This is a genomic window from Erwinia sp., from assembly GCF_049696395.1.
In the GTDB taxonomy this organism is placed as follows: domain Bacteria; phylum Pseudomonadota; class Gammaproteobacteria; order Enterobacterales; family Enterobacteriaceae; genus Erwinia.
In genome coordinates this window covers 1-21,543 of the sequence record NZ_JBAVTT010000069.1, presented here as the reverse complement: position 1 = coordinate 21,543, position 21,543 = coordinate 1, and the positions used below count along the sequence as shown (strand labels likewise).

Annotated in this window: 23 protein-coding genes, 3 tRNA genes and 1 pseudogene; 13 read left to right on the top strand and 14 right to left on the bottom strand. The window is 53.6% G+C overall.

The features are described from left to right. Both prfC and WCC56_RS09675 read right to left on the bottom strand, forming a co-directional pair. Positions 1 to 1,097: peptide chain release factor 3 (gene prfC / locus WCC56_RS09680; RefSeq protein WP_424692163.1), on the bottom strand; the 1,097-nt coding region annotated here is incomplete at its 3' end. 265 nt (positions 1,098 to 1,362) lie between these two features. Continuing rightward, entirely contained in the window at positions 1,363 to 2,010 is a 648-nt protein-coding gene (locus tag WCC56_RS09675; protein ID WP_424692162.1) for a DNA-3-methyladenine glycosylase I, read from the bottom strand. Between the two features lie 204 nt (positions 2,011 to 2,214). Here WCC56_RS09675 and yghU point away from each other — a divergent pair, with 204 nt between their 5' ends. Next, positions 2,215 to 3,081 carry a glutathione-dependent disulfide-bond oxidoreductase gene (yghU, locus tag WCC56_RS09670; protein ID WP_424692161.1) on the top strand — a complete coding sequence of 289 codons (867 nt, stop codon included), beginning with the start codon at positions 2,215 to 2,217 and terminating at the stop codon, positions 3,079 to 3,081. Between the two features lie 211 nt (positions 3,082 to 3,292). Here the strand turns inward: yghU and yjjG are convergent, their stop codons facing one another. From yjjG to WCC56_RS09655, 3 genes are read right to left on the bottom strand one after another with little or no spacing between them, the layout of a single operon-like run. Beyond that, the gene (gene yjjG / locus WCC56_RS09665) at positions 3,293 to 3,973 is read right to left on the bottom strand and encodes a pyrimidine 5'-nucleotidase (protein WP_424692160.1); all 681 of its coding nucleotides are present in this window, start codon (positions 3,971 to 3,973) and stop codon (positions 3,293 to 3,295) included. 14 nt (positions 3,974 to 3,987) lie between these two features. Then, a complete protein-coding gene (gene rimI / locus WCC56_RS09660) occupies positions 3,988 to 4,428 on the bottom strand; it encodes a ribosomal protein S18-alanine N-acetyltransferase (protein ID WP_424692159.1) in 441 nt (146 codons plus the stop codon). After that, a complete protein-coding gene (locus tag WCC56_RS09655; RefSeq protein WP_424692158.1) occupies positions 4,391 to 4,810 on the bottom strand; it encodes a DNA polymerase III subunit psi in 420 nt (139 codons plus the stop codon). Before WCC56_RS09655 ends, rimI begins: the two co-directional genes overlap by 38 nt. Before the next feature lie 189 nt (positions 4,811 to 4,999). Here WCC56_RS09655 and rsmC point away from each other — a divergent pair, with 189 nt between their 5' ends. The 4 genes from rsmC (at position 5,000) to WCC56_RS09635 (ending at position 6,552) form a co-directional block, all read left to right on the top strand. Next, positions 5,000 to 6,034 carry a 16S rRNA (guanine(1207)-N(2))-methyltransferase RsmC gene (gene rsmC / locus WCC56_RS09650; RefSeq protein ID WP_424692157.1) on the top strand — a complete coding sequence of 345 codons (1,035 nt, stop codon included), beginning with the start codon at positions 5,000 to 5,002 and terminating at the stop codon, positions 6,032 to 6,034. A 186-nt stretch (positions 6,035 to 6,220) separates the two neighbouring features. After that, positions 6,221 to 6,307: transfer RNA gene (locus WCC56_RS09645), tRNA-Leu, on the top strand. A gap of 33 nt (positions 6,308 to 6,340) precedes the next feature. After that, positions 6,341 to 6,427, top strand: a tRNA-Leu gene (locus WCC56_RS09640). 38 nt (positions 6,428 to 6,465) lie between these two features. Further along, positions 6,466 to 6,552, top strand: a tRNA-Leu gene (locus WCC56_RS09635). A 164-nt stretch (positions 6,553 to 6,716) separates the two neighbouring features. Here WCC56_RS09635 and WCC56_RS09630 read toward each other — a convergent pair. Beyond that, positions 6,717 to 7,001 carry a DUF1435 domain-containing protein gene (locus WCC56_RS09630; RefSeq protein ID WP_424692156.1) on the bottom strand — a complete coding sequence of 95 codons (285 nt, stop codon included), beginning with the start codon at positions 6,999 to 7,001 and terminating at the stop codon, positions 6,717 to 6,719. Positions 7,002 to 7,261: 260 nt separating this feature from the next. On the opposite strand from WCC56_RS09630, the gene WCC56_RS09625 reads away from it, so the two are divergent. The 3 genes from WCC56_RS09625 (at position 7,262) to WCC56_RS09615 (ending at position 10,181) form a co-directional block, all read left to right on the top strand. Continuing rightward, positions 7,262 to 8,362 (top strand): GGDEF domain-containing protein, encoded by a 1,101-nt coding sequence (locus WCC56_RS09625; RefSeq protein ID WP_424692155.1) that lies wholly within the window; start codon positions 7,262 to 7,264, stop codon positions 8,360 to 8,362. A gap of 490 nt (positions 8,363 to 8,852) precedes the next feature. Beyond that, positions 8,853 to 9,641: a siderophore-iron reductase FhuF gene (gene fhuF, locus WCC56_RS09620; RefSeq protein WP_424692154.1), complete on the top strand. Its 789-nt coding sequence runs from the start codon at positions 8,853 to 8,855 to the stop codon at positions 9,639 to 9,641. 72 nt (positions 9,642 to 9,713) lie between these two features. Next, complete coding sequence (locus WCC56_RS09615; RefSeq protein ID WP_424692153.1) at positions 9,714 to 10,181, top strand: YbaK/EbsC family protein; 468 nt, start codon at positions 9,714 to 9,716, stop codon at positions 10,179 to 10,181. Positions 10,182 to 10,238: 57 nt separating this feature from the next. Here the strand turns inward: WCC56_RS09615 and WCC56_RS09610 are convergent. Then, positions 10,239 to 10,379, bottom strand: a pseudogene (locus WCC56_RS09610) (MFS transporter); the annotation flags it as partial. A gap of 103 nt (positions 10,380 to 10,482) precedes the next feature. Between WCC56_RS09610 and WCC56_RS09605 the strand changes: the two are divergent. Both WCC56_RS09605 and WCC56_RS09600 read left to right on the top strand, forming a co-directional pair. Next, a complete protein-coding gene (locus WCC56_RS09605) occupies positions 10,483 to 10,920 on the top strand; it encodes a DUF2946 domain-containing protein (protein ID WP_424692152.1) in 438 nt (145 codons plus the stop codon). 84 nt (positions 10,921 to 11,004) lie between these two features. Further along, complete coding sequence (locus WCC56_RS09600; RefSeq protein WP_424692151.1) at positions 11,005 to 12,480, top strand: PepSY-associated TM helix domain-containing protein; 1,476 nt, start codon at positions 11,005 to 11,007, stop codon at positions 12,478 to 12,480. A gap of 126 nt (positions 12,481 to 12,606) precedes the next feature. On the opposite strand, the gene WCC56_RS09595 is transcribed toward WCC56_RS09600, so the two are convergent. The 3 genes from WCC56_RS09595 to WCC56_RS09585 are packed head-to-tail and all read right to left on the bottom strand — an operon-like array spanning position 12,607 to position 16,081. Continuing rightward, positions 12,607 to 13,581 carry a nucleoside hydrolase gene (locus WCC56_RS09595; RefSeq protein ID WP_424692150.1) on the bottom strand — a complete coding sequence of 325 codons (975 nt, stop codon included), beginning with the start codon at positions 13,579 to 13,581 and terminating at the stop codon, positions 12,607 to 12,609. Between the two features lie 7 nt (positions 13,582 to 13,588). Continuing rightward, positions 13,589 to 14,629, bottom strand: a complete 1,041-nt coding sequence (locus WCC56_RS09590) for a LacI family DNA-binding transcriptional regulator (RefSeq protein ID WP_424692149.1) — start codon at positions 14,627 to 14,629, stop codon at positions 13,589 to 13,591. Between the two features lie 57 nt (positions 14,630 to 14,686). After that, entirely contained in the window at positions 14,687 to 16,081 is a 1,395-nt protein-coding gene (locus WCC56_RS09585) for an MFS transporter (RefSeq protein WP_424692148.1), read from the bottom strand. 596 nt (positions 16,082 to 16,677) lie between these two features. Here WCC56_RS09585 and WCC56_RS09580 point away from each other — a divergent pair. Further along, positions 16,678 to 17,247 carry a histidine phosphatase family protein gene (locus WCC56_RS09580; RefSeq protein ID WP_424692147.1) on the top strand — a complete coding sequence of 190 codons (570 nt, stop codon included), beginning with the start codon at positions 16,678 to 16,680 and terminating at the stop codon, positions 17,245 to 17,247. On the opposite strand, the gene WCC56_RS09575 is transcribed toward WCC56_RS09580, so the two are convergent. Beyond that, on the bottom strand, positions 17,225 to 18,139 hold the full coding sequence (locus WCC56_RS09575) for a LysR family transcriptional regulator (RefSeq protein WP_424692146.1): 915 nt from the start codon (positions 18,137 to 18,139) through the stop codon (positions 17,225 to 17,227). The two genes, WCC56_RS09580 and WCC56_RS09575, sit on opposite strands and share 23 nt — an antisense overlap. Positions 18,140 to 18,231: 92 nt before the next feature. Here WCC56_RS09575 and WCC56_RS09570 point away from each other — a divergent pair, with 92 nt between their 5' ends. Continuing rightward, positions 18,232 to 19,047, top strand: coding sequence for an SDR family oxidoreductase (locus WCC56_RS09570; protein WP_424692145.1), 816 nt, complete (start codon positions 18,232 to 18,234; stop codon positions 19,045 to 19,047). 62 nt (positions 19,048 to 19,109) lie between these two features. On the opposite strand, the gene WCC56_RS09565 is transcribed toward WCC56_RS09570, so the two are convergent. From WCC56_RS09565 to WCC56_RS09555, 3 genes are all read right to left on the bottom strand, one after another. Beyond that, complete coding sequence (locus WCC56_RS09565) at positions 19,110 to 19,406, bottom strand: type II toxin-antitoxin system RelE/ParE family toxin (RefSeq protein ID WP_424692144.1); 297 nt, start codon at positions 19,404 to 19,406, stop codon at positions 19,110 to 19,112. 8 nt (positions 19,407 to 19,414) lie between these two features. Beyond that, positions 19,415 to 19,687, bottom strand: a complete 273-nt coding sequence (locus tag WCC56_RS09560; RefSeq protein ID WP_424692143.1) for a type II toxin-antitoxin system Phd/YefM family antitoxin — start codon at positions 19,685 to 19,687, stop codon at positions 19,415 to 19,417. A gap of 131 nt (positions 19,688 to 19,818) precedes the next feature. Beyond that, a complete protein-coding gene (locus WCC56_RS09555; RefSeq protein WP_424692142.1) occupies positions 19,819 to 20,424 on the bottom strand; it encodes a TetR/AcrR family transcriptional regulator in 606 nt (201 codons plus the stop codon). Positions 20,425 to 20,747: 323 nt separating this feature from the next. Here WCC56_RS09555 and WCC56_RS09550 point away from each other — a divergent pair. Continuing rightward, positions 20,748 to 21,543: SDR family NAD(P)-dependent oxidoreductase (locus tag WCC56_RS09550; protein ID WP_424692141.1), on the top strand; the 796-nt coding region annotated here is incomplete at its 3' end.

The window sequence follows — 21,543 nt, the reverse complement described above, 5'->3', positions numbered from 1 at the left end:
CCAATGATATCGCCAGGATAGGCTTCTTCAACGTGCGAACGGTCACCGGCCATAAAGGTCAGCGCATCGGCAATCACCACGTCTTTGCCCAGACGGACCTGACGCAGCTTCATGCCTTTTTCATATTTGCCAGACACCACACGCATAAAGGCCACGCGGTCACGGTGTTTAGGATCCATATTTGCCTGAATCTTAAAAATGAAGCCGGTGAACTTCTCGTCGGCAGCGGTCACAGTACGCAGCGTAGTATTACGCGGCATTGGCGGCGGCGCCCACTCGCACAGGCCATCCAGCATATGATCCACGCCGAAGTTACCCAATGCAGTACCAAAGAACACTGGGCTCAGCTTACCGGCCAGGAACTGTTCTTTATCAAATTCATGGGAAGCGCCCTGCACCAGCTCTAACTCTTCACGCAGCTGAACAGCCAGGTCTTCGCCAATCGCCACATCCAGCTCCGGGTTATCCAGACCTTTTATGATACGGACTTCCTGAATGGTGCGCCCTTTACCGCTCTGGTAGAGGTAAGTTTCGTTCTTATAAAGGTGGTAAACACCCTTAAACAACTTGCCACAGCCGATTGGCCAGGTGATAGGCGCACAAGCAATCTTCAGCTCGCTCTCTACTTCGTCCAGCACTTCCATCGGATCGCGGATATCACGGTCCAGTTTGTTCATAAAGGTCAGGATTGGCGTATCACGCAGACGGGTAACTTCCATCAGCTTACGGGTACGATCCTCAACGCCTTTTGCGGCATCAATCACCATCAGACAGCAGTCGACCGCCGTCAGAGTACGGTAAGTATCTTCGGAGAAGTCTTCGTGTCCCGGTGTATCCAGCAGGTTGATCAGGCATTCGCGATACGGGAACTGCATCACGGAGGTGGTGATGGAGATACCACGTTGCTTTTCCATCTCCATCCAGTCCGACTTGGCGTGCTGGTTAGAGCCACGGCCTTTTACCGTACCGGCAGTCTGAATAGCCTGTCCGAACAGCAACACTTTTTCAGTGATGGTGGTTTTACCGGCATCCGGGTGAGAAATGATGGCAAAAGTGCGGCGACGAGCCACCTCTTGCATAAAGGGTGCATTAGACATGAAAAAACTCTGTTAGGTGCTGTGCTGCCGCTGCGCAGACGGCGCGGGGGCAATTTCACAGGCGATTAATCATCAATGGCCGGCATTTTCGCCGATCCGGCGGTTATAAACAATGCAGAACGCCGCGTTATCCCCATAAATGCGTAGCGCAGCGAAGCGTATTGGCTTCAGCTGCTGTTTTTTTCAACCATTTTGCGGCGGGGATTCAGGTTCTACACTGGCATAGCCTCTTGATGAATGTTCACAGCGTTGCTTAAACACAGATTCAGCCCGGGCGGTTGAGCCCTTCACGCTGCTGCTCGAATTTTTCCCGACACTGGCAACCAGCCAGATGATCGTTGATCAGCCCCAGCGCCTGCATCAGCGAATAAGTTGTTACGGGGCCTACCCACGTCCAGCCGCGTTTTTTCAGTGCCTTAGACATGCGAACCGATTCCGGCGAGGTTTTGGCACTCTTCCAGTATTCCAAATCCACGGTATGCGGCCGTTCGGCTGGCTGCGGCTCAAACTGCCAGAACCAGGCTGCCAGCGATCCCGCCTCTTCAATCAATTCTATGGCCCGCTGCGCATTATTGATGGTGGAAAGAATTTTCGCCCGATTACGCACAATGCTTGCATCTTCCAGCAGGCGAGCCACGTCATCTTCATTAAAGCGCGCCACCGCGTGGAAATCAAAATCCTTAAAAGCGCGGCGGAAGTTTTCCCGCTTGTTATAAATCAGCTGCCAGGACATGCCAGAGTGAAAACCTTCAAGACAAACCTTTTCAAACAGGCGCCGATCGTCCACAACCGGTTTGCCCCACTCATTATCGTGATAGTCAGGCATTGAAGGCTGCCAGTAGCAGCAAACGCGGCCATCGTCCGTCAGTGTCAGTCCGGCTTCTTGCAGATCTGCCAGATAGTGCTCATCCATTCTGTGTTCCCGTTGAAGACTGTTAGGAGTGCTCTGTAAAGATAAACGCTGGTCATATCCTGATGCTATACCTGACATCCGATGTAACAACCGCGTTTGGTTTTTTGCGCAGACAGCAGCTATTTTTAGACCATCATCGGCGAGACGTCTGTGGGCTTTGCTCCAGGATGCGCCATTTTTTTATCAGAAAGGGGATTTTCGGACATGAGCACAACGGATTATCAGCCAGCCAAAGTCTGGTCAGAAAACAAAGACGCCGGTGGCACCTGGGGAAGCATCAACCGCCCAACCGCTGGCGCACGCCACGAAGCGGAACTGCCGGTTGGTAAGCATCCCCTTCAGCTTTACTCAATGGGCACGCCGAATGGCCAGAAAGTGACCATTATGCTGGAAGAGTTACTGGCTTTGAACGTGAACGATGCGGAATACGATGCGCATCTGATCCGCATTGGCGAAAGCGATCAGTTCTCTTCAGGCTTTGTAGCAGTAAACCCTAACTCAAAAATTCCTGCGCTGCTGGACTGTTCGACCAAGCCCGCTACCCGAGTCTTTGAGTCCGGCGCGATCCTGCTGTATCTGGCAGAGAAGTTTGGTCACTTCCTGCCAAAAGATCCGGCAGCCCGCACTGAAACGTTGAACTGGTTGTTCTGGTTACAAGGTTCCGCGCCTTACCTGGGCGGCGGCTTTGGCCACTTCTACAACTATGCGCCGGTGAAGATCGAATACGCAATCGATCGTTTCACCATGGAAGCCAAGCGTCAGCTAGACGTATTAGACCGTCAGCTGGCAAATAATCGCTATATCGCCGGGGAAGAGTACACCATCGCCGATATCGCTATCTGGCCGTGGTATGGCGCGCTGGTAAGAGGAACCGTGTACAACGCAGCCGAATTCCTGGACGCCGCTTCCTATAAAAATCTGGTGCGTTGGGCCGATGAAGTTGCCCAGCGCCCGGCGGTTCAGCGTGGCCGCATCGTCAACCGTACCTTCGGTGAGCCATCAGAACAGCTGCATGAGCGCCACGATGCTTCTGACTTCGATCTGCGCACTGAGGATAAGCTGGCTAAATAAAGTCGCTTAACCGCACAGGGGCATCTTTCGGGGTGCCCTTTTTTTTATCCGTGAATAAGACTCCCAACGGGAAAGGCTGAGTTATCGAATAGCGACCTTATAGCCTGTATTTAAATCGTTTAATCTCAATGAAGTGAGGTATTTGAGGAAATGCCAGCCATTTATGCTGACATTTTTTTACAGAAGGGATTTTTCACCGAAAAATTCAAACTTAAGTATTAAGAATCACTTCCAGCTCTTGTAGCATTTTTACCTGCCAGGTGGGTTGAATGCCCTCAGGGCGAGGACGGTTGTCGGCATTCAGCCAGCAGGTTGCCAGCCCCGCATTTATTCCGCCCAGGATATCCGAATCAGGGTTATCCCCGACCATCATCACCCGCTCGCGCGGAGGGTTGCCCATTTCATTCAGCGCGTAATCAAAAATCGCCGGATGGGGTTTAGCATGGCCAACCTGTTCAGAGATAACCACCAGGTCGAAATAGCCCAGTAACCCCGTGCGCTCCAGGCGCGCCTGCTGTAAGGCGGTAAAACCGTTGGTAATGATCCCCATCTTAACATTCCCCTTTAGGGTGTTAAGCAGGCTAACTGCACCGGTCAGCGGCTTGCACAGATCGGCCATCGCGGCCAGGAAGCCGTCATTCAGGTCTAATGGCGTAACCTGCAACTTTGCAGCCCAGCCTTCAAAGCGCTGATGCTGAAGCTGCAAGGCGCTGATGGCGCCGTTCTGGTAATCCACCCACAGCGGTTTGTTGATCGCCTGATAATCATCGTAATCAGCGGTTGAAAAAGCCACGTCATATTGCTGAAAAAGACGCTGTAAACCGGCAAACGCATCGAAGTGAAACAGCGTATCGTCAGCGTCAAATAAGATCCAATCCCAATCTTTAAGCATCTCTCTGTCGGTCCTTATAAAGTCAGGGCCATAATAATGGCATCTTCTTTGCCGTCCGCCGTTGGGTAGTAATTACGGCGTACCGACACTTCGTTAAAATCCAGTTGCTCATACAAAGCTATCGCCGGGCGGTTCGAGGCGCGCACTTCCAGCCATAAGGTCTGAATGCCTCTTGTTTCCAGCTCGGTTATCACCTGTTGCAGCAGTTCCCGACCAATCCCTTTACGCTGAAAGGCGGGATCCACAGCCAGATTGAACAGCGTCGCTTCGTCCAGTACCACCTGAGTAATGGCAAATCCTGCCATCTGCCCACCAACGGTGATCTGAAAGTTCAGGTAACGCTCGCCCTGATTGCTGGCAAAGGTTTTTTCTGTCCAGGGGAAAGCATGACTGCGCTGCTCAATGGCAAAAGCGGTCTCAAGGTCTTGCGGGGTCAGTAAAGAAATCTGATTCATAGTGGGAAATCTGCTGCCACAGTGCACGTTTGGCACCGGCATTATGATAGAGCTCCGCAAGAACAGGCGAAGCGATCTGTGATCCGTCTGGCACGGCGGCTGGTTCAATGCCCAGACACCAGGTTGCACAGCGGATATCGTCTGGCAACATGGCCAGCTGTTCCGGGGTTAGCACCACCACTTCCTGCTCCTGCATCAACATGGCACGGAGCACATCGCTGATTAACGGATCCGTCAGCAAAGGGGGCACTTCAGCCACAATCAGCAGGCGAGTCTGTTCCGGCAGTGAGACCGCAACCTCGCCCTGTAAGGCACGCGGACGCCGCAGCGTATACTGCGTAATGCCCATTTGCTGTAATAACCAGTCACGTCTGGAGGACATCTTTATTCCCGTCTGGTCGCCCGATTGCGACGCTATGCTAGCAAACCCATCGGCCCTGCGCCAACAAAGCCACGTTTAGCGGCCTGGCTGACCGCACGAAAACAACGGAATGCAGCGTTCTCCTCCGGCAGTGCTGCAACTCTGGCTAATTTGGGTATAATCCCCGCTCTGATTCGTAAGGAGCCACCGATGTCTGCATTTAGCCCGGCCAGTGAAGTGATACTGCGCCACAGTGATGAATTTACTCAACGCCGCGTACTGTTTGCTGGCGATCTGCAGGATGACCTGCCCGCCCAACTGGACACCGTTTTGAGTCGGGTGCATACCCAACAATATCATCACTGGCAGATCCTGAGCCGCACGCTGGAAGACAACGCCCAGTTCGGCCTGGTGGCGACAGCCGAAAACGTTGCCGAGTGCGACACGCTGATCTACTTCTGGCCGAAGAACAAACCAGAAGCCCTGTTCCAGCTGGAAAATCTGCTGTCGTTGTTGCCGGTGGGCGCCGATCTGTTTGTGGTGGGCGAAAACCGCAGCGGCGTTCGCAGTGCAGAACAGATGCTGGAACCCTGGGCAAAAATGAACAAAATCGACAGCGCACGTCGCTGTGGTTTGTATCATGGCAGCCTGGAAAAGCAGGCGACGTTTGATGTGGATCAGTACTGGGATGAATATCCTCTCGGTGCATTGACCATCAAAACCCTGCCAGGCGTGTTCAGCCGTGACGGTCTGGATGTGGGAAGCAATCTGCTGCTCTCCACGCTGAAACCGCACATGAAAGGCAAAGTGCTGGATATGGGCTGTGGCGCTGGTGTGCTGTCCGCCATGTTGGCCAGCTTCTCGCCTAAAGTTCGCCTGTTTATGACTGACGTGAATGCGGCGGCTATCGAAGCCAGTAAAGCCACGCTGGCTGCTAACGAACTTGAAGGTGAAGTGTTTGCCAGTAACGTCTACTCCGATGTAAATGGCCGTTACGACATGATCATCTCTAACCCACCGTTCCACGACGGCATGCAGACCAGCCTTGATGCTGCTCATACGCTGATCCGTGGCGCGGTTAAGCATCTGAATATGGGTGGCGAGTTGCGCATCGTGGCTAACGCCTTCCTGCCTTACCCGCAGATTCTGGATGAGACGTTTGGCAGCCATGAAGTGCTGTTGCAGAATGGCCGTTTTAAAGTTTACCGTGCCGTTTTACAGCGCGCGGCGAAAGCCAAGCGTTAATGACCGAAGCGGCGATTATTTCGCCGCTTTTCGCTCAGCAAGTGCCTGATTTGCCAAACCCGCCGTGCAGAGCGTTGCTTTTTGCAGCAATCCTTCCAGCCTGACCAAATAACTGTTGACGTACACTGGAAAGTCTCTAGAATGCGCCTCCGTGGTTGCAATACAGTTTACCTGTGTTGATGGTATGCGAAGGTGGCGGAATTGGTAGACGCGCTAGCTTCAGGTGTTAGTGTCCTAACGGACGTGAGGGTTCAAGTCCCTCTCTTCGCACCATAAATCACGTTGTTCATATTACGCAGCATTAGAGCGATGGTGGCGGAATTGGTAGACGCGCTAGCTTCAGGTGTTAGTGTTCTTACGGACGTGAGGGTTCAAGTCCCTCCCTTCGCACCAATGCGGTGATATGAATAAACAGTAAAGTTCAACAGGATGCGAAGGTGGCGGAATTGGTAGACGCGCTAGCTTCAGGTGTTAGTGTTCTTACGGACGTGAGGGTTCAAGTCCCTCTCTTCGCACCAAGTTGAAACTGTCTTACTGCTTCCCCCCTCTTTCCAGAATGTTCTCTGCCCTTTCCCTGTCTCATATTTCGTTAAACACTCCCTGTTCAGACCCGATTTCTCGTCGCTGATTTTATCTTCACGCGCGGCTACTCCTTTGCCCTTAAACTTCCCTGTTTACGCTGTCACAGCATGCCGAAATTCACTGAGATTGCCGCCATGCCACCAGCAAGTGCCAGGCAGGAAGGTAATAACAGGTAATGACGCAGCCGTTTGTGATAAAGCATCGCTACGGTTGCCAACAGAGCAATCACCATCACCACTCGCCATTCACTGAACGACAGCTTCATCAGGGCGATCAGCGGCATCACCGCACAAGGCAGCAATACGCCCCAGGCGCTATCCAGTTTTTTTCCGAACATCCAGCTTACCCCCCAAAGTCCACATGCGGTGACCATTGCTATCAGCATTGTCGTACCCACATCCTTTCAAATGATAATGATTACCAATAGCATATAAGAATATTTATCACTTTGCAGCATAATTTACCGTCCTCCTGCTGAAACTTTGCCCACGCTGATGACACTCAGAATGTTAAGTGGTAAATTGACAGCGTTCACTATTAAGAAAATTCAAATAATAACAGACATAAACTATTCCACGCACGAATGACTCCGCCAATTTAGGTTACTGGTGCGGATTATTTCTCTGCAGTCACGAGTAGAAAATAATGAAATTACAAAGCTATGATGAATTGCTTCACAGCAAGCATCGGCTGTCGCTGATGCTCTTTCTCTTTTTAAACACAGCAACGTCTTTATTTTGTTTATGTAACACGAAAGGAAGCCTGGAACAGTTCCAGTTTTCACTCCCTACGCTGGCCATTGCTGTATTTTGTGCAGCGATTATGGCGTTAATGCTGTTAAGACCTGCGGGGAAATTCCCGATATTAAATGGGGTAGCCGTAATAACGGGTTTGCTCTGGACATGGCAAATTTACGATAAGTATGAAGCGGTATTTTATTTCGATGGCAGTTTTCTGGTGATCAGTCTGGTTAGCGTGTTTTTTATCAGCGCTATCGCGCTAGGCGACCATTTGCTGGCGTTTTGCCTGCACACTGCGCCGCCTTCGGTTGCCGTGCTGGTGCTGGACCACGGCCAGAATACGCTGCTGATCCTGTTCACGATTGCCCTGCCGTTGATTGGCTTTACCCTGCACCACCTGATGCAGCGCCGCAGGGATAACTTTACCCTGCGTCTGATGCGCCAACTGTATGAAGAGAAAGAGACCTACAGCGACCTCAGCATGCTTGACCCGTTAACCGGGTTGTACAATCGCCGTGGGCTGAAAAATCGCCTTGAGAACATCCTGGAGAACCACGCGGGCAGCCATTACGTGCTGTTGCTGGATATCGACAACTTCAAGGCCTATAACGACAACTATGGCCACGCGATGGGCGACCAGGCGTTAGCGCGCGTGTCCGTTGCTATCCGCGATGCGGTGCGCTCAAGGGACATTGTGACCCGCTACGGCGGCGAAGAGTTTCTGGTGCTGCTGACCAACGTTAACGAGTCGATTGCCTGCAAGCTCTCTGAACGCATCCGGCAGTACGTGCTGAATCTGGAGATCCCGCACCGTTTCAACGACCGGGTAGCCACCCATGTCACCGTCAGCGCTGGCTTTGCCCCGCTGTTCGAAGACGATTTTGATGCCGCGCTGGCAAATGCCGATCGGGCGCTGTATCTGGCAAAAAATCGGGGCCGTAATACTATTCTCTCCTATGAAGATATTGCGAAAGGCAGTCTTACCCAGCCTGCTGACGCAATGTGATTGCCTGTCTGGCCCGGAATACCGGGCCGATAGCTTTAAATAATTAATCCGTTCAATTAATTCAAATTCCCTATCCTGCCAGCTTATTGGCAATAACCCGCCCTGTCATCGTAATAAACTCATTAATGAGACAAATGAAATAAATTTGTTAATTTCAGCAGCAAAAAGGCGAGCGAAAAAAGGTCATTTACAGCAGATAAAGTCTCAGCCATCATTATTCCGTATAATTGGAATTAACGCTGCATTTCCATTGATTATCGTTAACAGGGACAGATCTGCTCTTTAAACAGTAAATAACACCTGACTTCAAATACCTGAAGCCATTCAGACTTATTTCCCCGCTGACGGTAGGGTTATATTTCAGAAAGAACGCGCCTGATCCCCCCTTTTCTTTCGCGCACAAATTGCTGCTTGTTTGTCCGTATCTGCTCAGATACAATCAAGAACGATTATCATTTGTTTTTGTACTTCGGTTTACCCTGGAAATCCCATGGCCACAATCGTTCGTCAGGCAGTTGAGTATGGTTCACATCCGCTGATCTTTTTGCAGAGCAATCGTTCGCTGGCCTCTTCGCTGCGCGCCTTGTTCAGTGAACACCGTGCTTATTTCCTGGATAGCGTGAAGCTGGGGGAGGAAGCGCCAGCCAGCAGCATGACGCTGGATCGCTGGTCCACACCGGAGAATTTCGCCCGCCTCAACGCCCAATACGGTGACTTTATCTATCGTGAGCATGGCGGGATGGAACGCGAAAACAAACCGTTGCAATCGCTCTGGGCGCAATGGTACTTCGGCCTGGTTCTGCCGCCGATGATGATGGCTCTGCTGCTGGAAAACCGCCCGCTGGACTGCTCGCCAGAGCATTGTCACGTTGAGTTCCATGAAACCGGCCGCCCAGCGACCTTCTGGTTTGATGTTCGCGAAGATGAAGAGGCGCGTTTTCTTAGCCCGCATCGCCGTATGGACCGCCTGATCCAACAGCATGTGATCCCGGCTGTCCGCGCTATTGAGCAGCACGGTGACATCAACGGCAAACTCATCTTGAGCAATACCGGCTTCGCCGTGCACTGGTTCCTGGGTGAGTTAGCTCCTCTGCTGGGCAAATCCCTGCACGCCGAGCTGGAGCACGCCTTCTTCTTTAGCAAAACCCTGCTTGATGGTTCTGACAATCCTTTCTATCGCACTATGCTCCCGCGCGACGGTGAAATGCAGCGCCGCACTTGTTGCCAGCGTTACCGCCTGCCTGAGGTTGAGCGCTGCGGAAACTGCACGTTAAGCTAAATTAACGCCTTCCCGTTTACAGTCAGTCAGCTCTGTGGCAACTTTATCCGCTTCGTTAAGTGGGAGAAAAGCATGAGCCTGGAGTCTGTACGGCAGTTTTTTGCCGAGCGCGCCCCTGATATTGGCATTATTGAGCTGGCCGAGAGCACAGCAACGGTCGCTCTGGCGGCGCGGGCACACCATGTGGAGCCCGGCCAGATTGCCAAAACCTTGTCGTTGAAGGTGAAAGATCGGGTGGTATTAATTGTGACTCGCGGCGATGCCCGCCTGGATAACCGCAAGCTGAAAGCTACGCTCGGGGCGAAAGCCCGCATGCTCAGCACAGATGAAGTGGTGAACTGGACGGGTCATCCGGTCGGCGGCGTCTGTCCCTTTGGGCTGGAAACGCCGTTGCAAATCCTGTGCGATATCTCGCTGAAGCACTATGCAGAAGTGCTGCCCGCAGCAGGATCGATCAACAGCGCCGTGCGAATTTCGCCGGAGATGCTGGCCCAACTGACTGACGCCAAATGGGTCGACGTCTGCGAAATCCCTGCCTGACCCTAAAACTGGGCGGCTCTTAGAACCGCCCTGCTCACCTGTTTCCCTCTGGCGGGATTATTCGCTCACCTTGCCTGACGAGGAGGAGATGTCCACCCCTCGCGTTTCCCTGCCGAAAGCCACAAACAGACAAATCAGCACCGCCACGGTTCCGGCGACAATCGCCATCGCTAAGCCATCGTTATCACCTACAGTTTGATTACCCGATAAAGCGAACCAGCAACAGCTTTATTCCCTCAAACAAAAAATCTTTTTTTGTTACACTGCCGGTCGTGGATTTCTTGACCAGGATGCTCAAGGCTTGTCGCTGATTCAGATGCACCGTTCACCCAACCGCTTTGCGGCCTGGCTGGCGGTAGTTGCCATTATGCTGCTGTTTATTGCCCCGGTGATTTCCAAATCACTGGCAAGCGATGCTGCCCGCCATCCAATGATGATGCCGGGAATGGATCATGAGATGGCCATGGATCATGAGATGCCGATGGACGGCAGGGCAATGGCAGAAATGTCGCCGCTTGAGCACGCAAGAATGATGCAACACCATCCGATGTCGATGATGGATGACAGCGCCTGTGGTTACTGTGTGTTGCTGGCTCACTTACCGCTGGATCTGACTCATTTACCGGTGCTGTGGTCTTCACTGCAGGCCGCAAAGCTTGCCGATCTGCCGCCGTTTCGCCCTGCTGTGGCACGGTTTATTCCGCAATTTTTCCATCCAAGAGCCCCACCCGCTTACTGAGCCTGTGTTGATAACTAAAAATATTCTGTCGTTACAGCGACAGACACCTGCTCATGCCTGAAAACAGGCGGATGGAAAACTATCATGTCGGAAAAAATCCTGGCGCAGTCTGCGCGCGCCGAACACTCCCGCAGCGCGTTGCTGCCGTTATTGCGTCGCCTGCATTTCTACATCGGCCTATTTATCGGTCCCTTTATCTTCGTTGCGGCCTTCACCGGCGCGCTGTATGCGCTGACTCCACAGCTGGAAAACGCGATCTACTCACACCAACTGTTCACCTCCAGCCAGGGTGCGGAAAAATCTCTCGCCGATCAGGTTCTGGTCGCAGAAAAGTCTATCGGCCCGCAGGCAAAAATTACGGCTCTGCGCCCTGCTCCCACCCCAGGTGAAACCACTCGGGTGATGTTCACCACGCCAGACGGAGGAACTGCCACCACCGCCGTCTTTGTCGATCCTCAGACTTTAGAGATTCGGGGCATGCTTAACGTCTACGGCACCAGCGGCGTGCTGCCGCTGCGCACCTGGCTGGATTATCTGCATCAGAATCTGCTGTTAGGTGACGTTGGCCGGAATTACAGCGAGTTGGCGGCAAGTTGGTTATGGGTTGCGTCTCTGGGCGGCCTGCTACTGTGGGCGACCAGCCGTGCGCCTGGGCGGATTAAGAAAGGCAGCCGATCGCGCGGGCAAAGCCTGCTGCGCACCCGCTACTGGCACAGCACGCTGGGTGTTGCGCTGCTGTTGGGGTTGATCTTCTTCTCCGCAACAGGCCTGACCTGGTCTCGCTGGGCTGGCGATAACATCTCATCCCTGCGTGCCCATTTTGGCTGGCTAACCCCTTCGGTGAATACCGTGCTCACGCCAAATGAAAGGCCGATGTCAGCGGATCTGAGCGAGCATGCCGATCACAGTATGCCTGGTATGAACATGCCGGAAGATGAACATGCTGAGCACCGTATGTCAGGCATGAAGATGCCTGAAGAACCGGCAACCTCTGTCAGCATCTCGCCAGAGCAATTTGATGCTGTGGTGCATACCGCCCGCGCGGCGGGGATTTCTGCCGGTAAGATAGAGATCCGTCCCACCACGCGTGCTGATAAAGCCTGGACCGTCAGCGAGATCGATCGCCGCTGGCCAACGCAGGTAGACAGCGTGTCGGTAGATCCCCGTAGCTTTGCGTTGTTGGATAAGGTGGAATTTGCGCAATTTGGCCTGCTGGCTAAGCTCACGCGCTGGGGCGTGGATGCACATATGGGCGTGTTATTCGGCTTAGCTAATCAGCTGGTTATGGCGGGATTTGCCCTCGGGCTGTGCGTGATGATTGTGATGGGCTATCGCTTATGGTGGCTGCGCCGTCCGGCTGCCGGTCAAGGTCCGCATCCAGCCGAAACGCTGATTTATCACTGGCGGCAACTGTCGCTTAGCGCCCGCTTTGCGGTGTCTGTTTGCGGTGTTGCACTGGCATTAAGCCTGCCGTTGATGGGCATCAGCCTGTTAGTGATGCTGGTGATTGATGCGGTACGCTGGCAGCGCGCGGTGAAAGTGGCTGGAAGTCGGGGTTGAGCGAAGAGCTTTAAAGGTACCGGAGCGAGGGCATTCGTCACCGGCACGCCTGGCTGAATACCATCAGGGCGGATTTCTCCGCCCTTTTTGATCGTTCGAATCTGACAGGAGCAGTTGCCATCAGCCTTAAGAAAGGGCTTTCTCCAGCATGGAGAGCAGCAGACGGTTATCCACCGTTTGCAGGACATGAACAAGTCCACCCGCTGACCGATCAATACCCACATTTACACGTAATGGCGGCCTGTAGCGCCAGGATTTTCCACGCGTTGGTCCCTCACGGACTTCCACATCAACGTAATAATCTGCCGCTGTCGCCACCTGCTGATTCAACAGCCAGGCAACCACCAGCGCATCGTGGATCCAGCAGCCCGGAAGATTGCGGGTCTGCATGGAGTAATCCATCCATGGCCTCAGCGTCTCAGTGACAAACCTCGCCAGTGGGGTATTCAGCTTAGCAATTCTGAGCAGATCGCGATGTGTCATCATCGTCTGAGTGGTGACGTCCATTGGCACTAAGGTGATATTCGCGCCGCTATTCAGCACCTTGTGCGCGGCTTCAGGATCGAGGCCAAAATTGGTGTCTTTGATGTAATCATCCAGCGCGAAGACGCCGCCCATGATGGCGATTTCCTGCACCGCTTCCACCATATCAGGATAGCGTTCCATCGCCAGCGCCACGTTGGTCAACGGCCCAATAGCCACCAGGGTGATCTCGCCAGGATTTTCGCATATCAGCCGGCCAATCGCTTCAGCCGCTTCTTCGTCAGGTGCGTCAAACGCCTGCGGCTGACGAACGCCCTGCCATAAATGTGCCAGCTTATTGCCATGCACCCGATTATCCAGCGCCTCACGCCAGGGTTCTGGGGGTTCCTTCAACGCCTGAGTGGCGCCTTTGATAACCGGGAGGGTCAGGCCTAAATTCTGGATTAAATCTTTCGCTACGTTAAAACCCTGCTCGCTGGGGGTATTCCCTGCGACCGTGGTGATTAACTCTAGCGAGATATGGGGTGACCCCAGCGCAAGCGCTATGGCCAGACCATCATCGACATTGGCACCAACGATGCCGTTTCCTGGGTCACAATCAATAATCAGTCTTTTCATTTTTTTATTATCGTTTTTGTCCGGCGCCGTGGCTGCCGGTAAAGCTACAGCCGCAGGATTCACCTATTTCCAGCTGGTGCGCAAACTCACTCAGCTGTGCCTCGCCTTCCGGGGCTGTCAGCATTGCTATGGCCCTTTTTGCCATTTCGCCAACCGGCTGTCGCACGGTGGTTAATGAAGGGACATGAAACGCTGATTGATCCGTTCCGTTAAAACAGACCAGAGCAACTTGCTCTGGCACCGTGATGTTGTGTTCCGACAGCGCCCGAATACAGCCAATCGCCTGGGTTTCGTTGCTGGCAAACAGCGCGCGAGGTAACTCGCCGCTTTTCAGCATCTGCAGCCCGGCTTCATAGCCGCCTTCGCGGGTGTAGGTGGTTGGGAATATCCACTCTGGTCGTTCCGTCACGCCAAAGTCGGCCAGCGCCTGACGCCAGCCTGAAAGACGATCCTGGGTATTAAAACGTTCCAGCGGCCCGCAGATAATGCCAATATCCTGGTAGCCGTGGCTTAACAGATGTGAGGTCACCTGAAAGGCGGCTTCACGCTCATCGACCCGCAGAATATTCACCTGCAGAGCGGGGTCGACGCGATCCAGCATCACCAGCGGCGTGCCGGTAGCCTGAATCACATCGATATAAGGATGGCGGTCGACACTGTTATAAAACAGCCCGTCAACCTGGCGGCTAAGCAGGTTATTGATCAGCTCCAACTCCCGCTTGCGGCAGTCTCCCGCATCGCCCAGCAGCATAACCATGCCGTTACTCAACGCTTCCTGCTGCAAGGCATGAGCAAATGAAGCGATAAAAGCATTGGAGATATTGGGCACAACCAGACCGTAGGTTTTGGTGGTGCCAGAAGCCAGCGCCCTGGCTACGCTATTGGGGCGGTAACCCGTTTTCTTGATCGCTGCAAGCACACGAAGCCGTGTTGCTTCGGCAACCGGCCTCGGACCATTATTGATAACGTAGCTCACCACGGCGACCGACGTGCCAGCTTCTCTGGCCACATCAGTGCGGGTAGCGCGACTTACGGTACTTTTTGCCAATGTATACCCTTTTAAAGAAGTGAACCGCCGGGAGACCAACGGTTCACCTTGTTCCCGTCAGATCGCGTCTTCCGGGTCATTAAGATCTCGCCCACGGGTTTCCGGGGCAACAAAAGTAGTCAGGAAGCCAATGGCCGCCATCGCCGCAAAATAGGTGGCAATCGGCCACCAGTGGCCTGTCCAGGTCAACAGCGCCGCGGCAACCAGTGGCGCAGTGCCGCCGGAAAGAATCGACCCCAGCTCTTTCGCCGTCGCCATTTTGGTGTAGCGATGATTCACGCCAAACATCTCTACGCCCCAGGCAGCCTGCACGCCAAAAATACCGAGCGAAGCCAGACCCATACCCACAACGATAGTAGAGATCACAATCACTGGCTCACGAGAGTCCAGCAGCATGAAGGCCGGGAAAGCGTAAAGGATCAGCAACAGGCAGAACCATCGGTAGGTAATCCGGCGACCGAAGCGGTCTGAGAGCCAGCCAGCAAAAGGAATAATCAGGAAGCCGAGCAACGAGGCCAGGAATACCGCCGTAGTGGCGACAGACTTATCCACCGCCAGCACTTTCACCACGTAACCGATGATAAAACCCTGGGCAAGATACGAAGGGCCATTCTCACCAATACGTAAGCCAACCATCACAAAGAACGAGCGGCTGCGCTTCCCGAAGCTGCGGGTATCTACAGGCGCGGGAGTCGCTACGCGGGAGCTTTCGCGCTGCAACAGCACTTCGGCTTTCTTGCGTTCAAAGACCGGGGTTTCTCTCAGATGACGGCGGATCCACAGCGCTGCCAAAGCAATCAGCGAGCTACAAAGGAACGGAATACGCCAGCCCCACTCCTGCAGCTGCTGTTGGTCCATCTGCACCACGGCAAGCCAGACCAGCGAGGCGATTAACGTGCCGCTGTTTGAACCTAGAGCAATGATCGAGGACACCAGACCGCGTTTTTCTGCCGGAGCATATTCACCCAGCATCACCGTTCCGCCCGAGAGCTCCGCTCCTGCACCAAAGCCCTGACTGAAGCGTAAAACGACCAGACAAGCCGGTGCCCACAGGCCAATTGAGGCATAACTTGGGATAAGGCCAATCAGTGTAGTAGAAGCGCCCATCAGAATGATGGTGGAGACCATGACGGTTTTACGACCTTTACGATCGCCAAGCCAGCCGAAGAACAGCGCACCAATGGGGCGGGCGATAAAGCCAACGGACCAGGTCGCGAAGGTGGCCAGAAGTGCCATTGTCGGGGTGGATTCGGGGAAGAAGACGTCGCCAAAGATAATCCCGGCGGCCAGACCATAGAGTGCAAAATCCGCATATTCCATAGCGGTGCCCAGCCAACAGGAGAAGGTGGCTCGCCAGAAATCTTTGCGCCCTTCCGGGGTAGTCAGGCGTTCATCCGCTGCAGAGGGTGCGGAACGTGAAGCCTCGTGCTGAATGCTTTGAGGAGTGGACATGAAAATTCCCTGAGATGCAGAGTGCTAATTTGCCTTCCCTGGCGAGTCCTGAGAGTCAGGAAAAATTCGCCAGTTAGGACGCTCTTTTGCTGAGCCATGGTTAAGGTCAGTAACAGGTTCCCTGGTGTTGGGAGAGTTTTATTCGTTTCCCGGTCGTTGGTTTTAAGTAACCAATCGCATCCATAACGTGAAACAAAGTGACCTTCACTGGGCAGATAAGCATCATGCGTCGCGAATTTTTACTACGAGGTCTATTCTATCTACGCGCGTAGATAATGCAATAGATCTCTTGAAATAAATTAGTGTCACTTCACATTGGGAACAGGCAATTTCAAAACAAAAACATAAAATACAGTCACTTATATAAAAAACCTGTTTTCATTGTCTTAAATTGCACTACAATACACCGAATAAACTGTACTAAAGATCGATTTTTACTCACTGTCGACCGGCTCAGTCGTGGGCATTCTAAACAGCGTTTTGTTGCAGCCAGATGAATCAACCCGTTTTGCGGGGCAAATCTTAAAATCAGCCTGCTTATTTGTCTTAACGTGAACGGAAGCTTACTCTTGAGAAAAGTCACCTGAGGGAAGGTTATGACCATAATTCTGATGCGTCACGGCAAACCGGACCACACCGTGGGCGGCCGCTTGCCGGCGCTGGCCATGACTGAATGGTCTGAAGCCTATGATTTGTCGAACGTTCAGGATGGTCCGCCCGAAAAAAGCATCCGGGTAGCAGCGATGGCAGACTATGTGGTGACCAGCCCACTCCCTCGCGCCCGTTCCTCATTGCAAAAACTGGGGCTGGAACCGGCCTGTATCGATGCGGTTTTCAGTGAAGTTTCCCTTCCCACAATGCGCCTTGCTTATCCTCATCTGCCGCCTTCGCTGTGGCTTTCCTTACTTCGCCTGATGTGGCTATGCGGTTATGCGGGCTCCGTCGAGTCATTCCAGCAGGCTGAACTGCGGGCAAGCCAGGCCGCCAACCGGCTGATCTCCCTCTCCGAACAGGGCAATGTTCTGCTGCTGGGACACGGGATCATGAACAAAATGATCGCCCGTCATCTGCGTAAAGAGGGCTGGCTGGCTGAGAAACATGCCAGCAGCCGACACTGGAGCGCCGCCATTTATCATCCGCCTGTCATCCCGCCGGGAATGGGGTGACAGGCAGCGACTTCACCACATCAATAAAGGCTCTTAACGCTGCTGGCACATGACGATGGCCGGGATAGTAAAGGGCCAGGCCTGGCGAAGGCGGACTCCACTCCTCAAGCATTGTCTGCAACTTGCCACTCTCTAACCAGGGTTCCGCCACACTGCTCGGCACATAAGCGATCCCCAATCCTGCCGCAGCGGATTCAACCATCAGTTCAAGATGATCCAGCATCAGCGCGCCCTTCACCTCCACATGCCGCTCCACGCCACGGCGGGAGAACTCCCAGCGATAGAGCTTGCCGCTGGGTAAGCGGAAGCGAATGCATTGATGCTTTAACAAATCGTCGGGTGTGGCAGGTTGGCCATTTTTCGCTACATAAGCCGGCGAAGCCACAGCAATAAAGCGCAGATCGCCGCCAAAGGGCACCGCCACCATATCCTGCGGCACATCTTCAAACAGCCGCACGCCCGCATCAAACTGCTCGCTGACGATATCGATCAACCGCCCTTCGGTGACCAGGTCCAACGATATTGCGGGGTAACGCTGCAAAAATAGCGGCACAACCTGCTGCAACAGCTGGCGTGCGGCGCTTTCACTCGCGTTGATCCTTAACGTTCCGGCTGGCTGCTGACGGAATTGTTCAACCGAACTGAGCGCACTTTCCAGCCCCTGTAAAACAGGCTTTAACTGCTTCAGCAACTGTTCTCCGGCCTCAGTCGTCGAGACGCTGCGAGTGGTTCGATGCAGCAAACGCACCGCCATCTTCTCTTCCAGCGCCCGCAGCATGTGGCTCAAGGTTGAAGGCGATAACCCCAGCTCGTCGGCGGCCTGACGAAAACTGCGCCGGGTAGCGACCAGAACAAAGGCATTTAGCGCGGTAAGATCGGGTTTGCTATTCATGGGAAATTTTCACTAACTCATGCACGATTAGACGGATAGTAGCATCAATTCTGGCGGCGTAAGGTTACCTGACACCCAACAGGAGAAACCCTATGTCCAGAACCTGGTTTATTACCGGCACCTCATCCGGCTTCGGCCTGGAAATGACTGAACGCCTGCTCGAACGTGGCGACCGCGTGGCGGCCACTTTGCGCAAACCCGCCGTATTACTGGCATTGAAAGAGCGCTACGGACAGCAACTCTGGCTGGCCCAACTGGATGTGACTGACGCCGAAAATGTGCGGAAGGTCGTTAACCAGGCCTTCGCTGATTTAGGCAGGATTGATGTCGTAGTCAGCAACGCTGGTTACGGTCTTGCGGGAGCGGCGGAAGAACTCGCCGATGCGCAAATTGAGCGCCTGATGAACACCAACGTGTTGGGATCGATTCATCTGATCCGCGCGGCATTACCCCATCTTCGTCAGCAAGATGGCGGCCGCATCCTGCAACTCTCTTCCATGGGTGGACAGGTTACCTTCCCAGGATTGAGCCTTTATCACACCAGCAAATTTGCGATGGAAGGCTTTGTCGAGACGGTCGCTCAGGAAGTGGCAGGATTCAATATTGACTTCACACTGGTTGAACCCGGCACCGCGCAGACTGGATTCACTCAGGGAATGGAGATGGCTGAACCGCTTGCCGCTTATGATGACAGCGTGATGCGGCAACTGTTGCAGAACTGGCCAACAGTCGGCGACGCGAAAAAGATGGTGCGCGAGATAATCGCCTCTGTCGACCGTTCCCCTGCGCCACGCAGGTTGACGCTAGGCAGCGATGCTTACACACTCGTTCATGCCGCGTTGACCGAACGGCTGGCGGCGCTGGAAGCGCAGAAAGAGATAGCGCTTTCGACAGACATCGACAGTTGATGTGAGTTTTAGGGGAGCAGGCAAGCTTCACTGAACACCGATCTTTGCAGCTCAGGCATCGGTCAGGGGGAATATTTTGTGGGTTCGTCTTTCTGATGTGCCACGGCCAGGATCTCTATGCCGACATTGGCTACCCGGTAAAAGATAATGTGAGAGTTGCAGGGGAAACTGAGCACGCCGGGGCCGATATCCGCACTGCGGTCCCGGCCTGATGCAGGGTTAGGCTCAAGGATGTCCTGCATCGTGGTACCTGACGCGTTGGCATACAGACCAGCGGTAACCGCACCAAAATGGCGGTATGAGTAGGCTCTGATAGCGCGGATCTGCGCTCTTGCTTGTGTGGTAAATATGACGGTCATCCGTGAACCTATTCCCCAGCGTGTTTGATTTCTTCTTTGGTCAGCTCGCTGAACACATCATCAATACTGTGCACCTCACCACGCTCTGACTGGGCAATCGACTCAGCAACCATCGCCCGCAGTTTCAATAGCTTCAACTGCTCGTAGTCGTGAAAGTCTTCAATCGACATCATCACCACTTTAGGGCGGCCGTTCTTGGTAATACTGACTGGCTCGCGCTGCGCTTTACTGATGAGCTCGCCAAACTGGATCTTGGCCTCACTGGCTGTAAAGCTGTGCATGGTTATTTCCTTCTGTCTGCAAACAGGTACGAATCGTACCTTTTCATACCCTTTTTAGCGTATTACTGCCGACACAACCAGCATCCTGGTCAGGTAAGATTTGATGATGCCATGGTCCCTTAATCCTGCTTTTACCCTGCTTTATTAGCCTCACCGTTCAACCCTAGCCGCTGCTTCAGCTGGCTACGAGAGTCCGCCAACACCTCCTCAGCCACTGCTTCATCCTGAATCGCACGGGCCAGCGCCATTGCACCGATCAACTCAGCCTGAGCTGATGAGGCCAGTGACTGCGGCTGTTGATGCCCCATCGCCTGAAGCGAACGGGCGATCACCTCCTGCATTTCCTGAATGCCAAGCGTAAAACGAGCACGAGCCTCATCCGGTAATCGACTGGCTTCGCCCGCCAGCGAAGGCATCGGACAGTTGTGCTCAGGCGCTTTGCGGGCTTCCGGAGAGAGATACGAATCGATCAGGCTGGAGAGTCGCTCAGCTCCTTCAGGCAGAGGTGATAAAGCACTCAGTCTTTCGCCGGTTTCGTTAAACATGCGGTCGATAACGTTCGCCACCAGATCATCGCGCGAGGTGAAGTGCGCATAAAAACCGCCGTGCGTCAGCCCTACTCGCTTCATCAACGCAGCCACGCCGATACCTTCTGTCCCCACGACGCGCATGATGGCTGCCGCTTCGTCCAGAATACGCTGGCGAGTGCGTTCTTTATGGGTAATGACTTCTGACATTGTGCCTCCGTTGGGGACTGAGTGGTTGATCGACTTAACTCTGCGCCTGCTTAACGTGAATAAAGGCCATAGCGCGGATGAGATGACACCCAGCTTAGGTCAGCGGTTAACAGGATATGACTATCATAATAATTATTATGACCGTCATATTCAATGATGTTCGGGCAGATGCTGAGCTATCTGATTGAAAGAATTATCTTTAATTTTAACTGAGCGGTTGCGGGCTGGTGAGTCCGTCATTTTGAGGCTATTGACAGCAAATATGATGACCATCATATTAAGCCGCATCACCAAATGATAACCATCATATTCAGGAGAGCATCATGACCACATCTACCCCAACTAAAGGTACAGCAGCTATCACCGGCGCATCGGCAGGGATTGGTGCTTTCTATGCACAACGTCTTGCGGAGCGCGGCTATGACTTATTGCTGATTGCACGAGATAAAACGAAGCTTGAAGCGCTGGCCGCAAGGTTGTCTTCAGACTATGGCGTTAAAGCCGACGTGCTGGCGGCAGATCTGATTGATCAGCAAGACCTGGCCCGCGTCGAACAGCGTCTGAGTACTGATACCAATATCACCCTGTTATTAAATAACGCGGGGATGACTGTGGCTGACGACTTCCTGGATAACGACATCGACAGCGTACAGCGGATGATTATCCTCAACGTACTCGCCCCTACTCGCCTTGCACATGCTGCGGCTAACGCCTTCAAGGCCCGCAAACAGGGCACCATCATCAACATCGCTTCCGTTCTTTCACTGGTGCATGAAATGTCTAACGGCGTGTATAACGGCACCAAATCCTTCGTTTTGAACTTCAGCCGATCGCTGGAAGCTTCGCTGCAACCGTACGGTGTGCGAGTGCAGGCCGTGCTGCCAGGTTTGACCCGCACCGAGATTTTCGAACGTTCAGGAAGATCCAGCGATGAGCTGCCAGAGCACATGCTGATGGAAGTCGATACGCTGGTAGATGCAGCCCTGGCGGGACTGGATTTGGGCGAGAGCGTGACGATCCCATCACTGGAGAAATATGAAAACTGGGAGGCCTACGATGCCGCTCGCGCAGCCCTGCTTCCAGATTTGTCGCTGAGTCAGTCTGCTTCTCGCTATCGCT

Coding starts and splice junctions, on each gene's coding strand:
- WCC56_RS09580 (WP_424692147.1), top strand. CDS start 16,678: ATGACCATAATTCTGATGCGTCACGGCAAACCGGACCACACCGTGGGC.
- WCC56_RS09630 (WP_424692156.1), bottom strand. CDS start 7,001: ATGCTGATAGCAATGGTCACCGCATGTGGACTTTGGGGGGTAAGCTGG.
- WCC56_RS09675 (WP_424692162.1), bottom strand. CDS start 2,010: ATGGATGAGCACTATCTGGCAGATCTGCAAGAAGCCGGACTGACACTG.
- WCC56_RS09575 (WP_424692146.1), bottom strand. CDS start 18,139: ATGAATAGCAAACCCGATCTTACCGCGCTAAATGCCTTTGTTCTGGTC.
- WCC56_RS09655 (WP_424692158.1), bottom strand. CDS start 4,810: ATGTCCTCCAGACGTGACTGGTTATTACAGCAAATGGGCATTACGCAG.
- WCC56_RS09625 (WP_424692155.1), top strand. CDS start 7,262: ATGAAATTACAAAGCTATGATGAATTGCTTCACAGCAAGCATCGGCTG.
- yghU (WP_424692161.1), top strand. CDS start 2,215: ATGAGCACAACGGATTATCAGCCAGCCAAAGTCTGGTCAGAAAACAAA.
- rsmC (WP_424692157.1), top strand. CDS start 5,000: ATGTCTGCATTTAGCCCGGCCAGTGAAGTGATACTGCGCCACAGTGAT.
- WCC56_RS09560 (WP_424692143.1), bottom strand. CDS start 19,687: ATGCACAGCTTTACAGCCAGTGAGGCCAAGATCCAGTTTGGCGAGCTC.
- WCC56_RS09555 (WP_424692142.1), bottom strand. CDS start 20,424: ATGTCAGAAGTCATTACCCATAAAGAACGCACTCGCCAGCGTATTCTG.
- WCC56_RS09615 (WP_424692153.1), top strand. CDS start 9,714: ATGAGCCTGGAGTCTGTACGGCAGTTTTTTGCCGAGCGCGCCCCTGAT.
- WCC56_RS09595 (WP_424692150.1), bottom strand. CDS start 13,581: ATGAAAAGACTGATTATTGATTGTGACCCAGGAAACGGCATCGTTGGT.
- WCC56_RS09565 (WP_424692144.1), bottom strand. CDS start 19,406: ATGACCGTCATATTTACCACACAAGCAAGAGCGCAGATCCGCGCTATC.
- WCC56_RS09600 (WP_424692151.1), top strand. CDS start 11,005: ATGTCGGAAAAAATCCTGGCGCAGTCTGCGCGCGCCGAACACTCCCGC.
- rimI (WP_424692159.1), bottom strand. CDS start 4,428: ATGAATCAGATTTCTTTACTGACCCCGCAAGACCTTGAGACCGCTTTT.
- fhuF (WP_424692154.1), top strand. CDS start 8,853: ATGGCCACAATCGTTCGTCAGGCAGTTGAGTATGGTTCACATCCGCTG.
- yjjG (WP_424692160.1), bottom strand. CDS start 3,973: ATGCTTAAAGATTGGGATTGGATCTTATTTGACGCTGACGATACGCTG.
- WCC56_RS09570 (WP_424692145.1), top strand. CDS start 18,232: ATGTCCAGAACCTGGTTTATTACCGGCACCTCATCCGGCTTCGGCCTG.
- WCC56_RS09585 (WP_424692148.1), bottom strand. CDS start 16,081: ATGTCCACTCCTCAAAGCATTCAGCACGAGGCTTCACGTTCCGCACCC.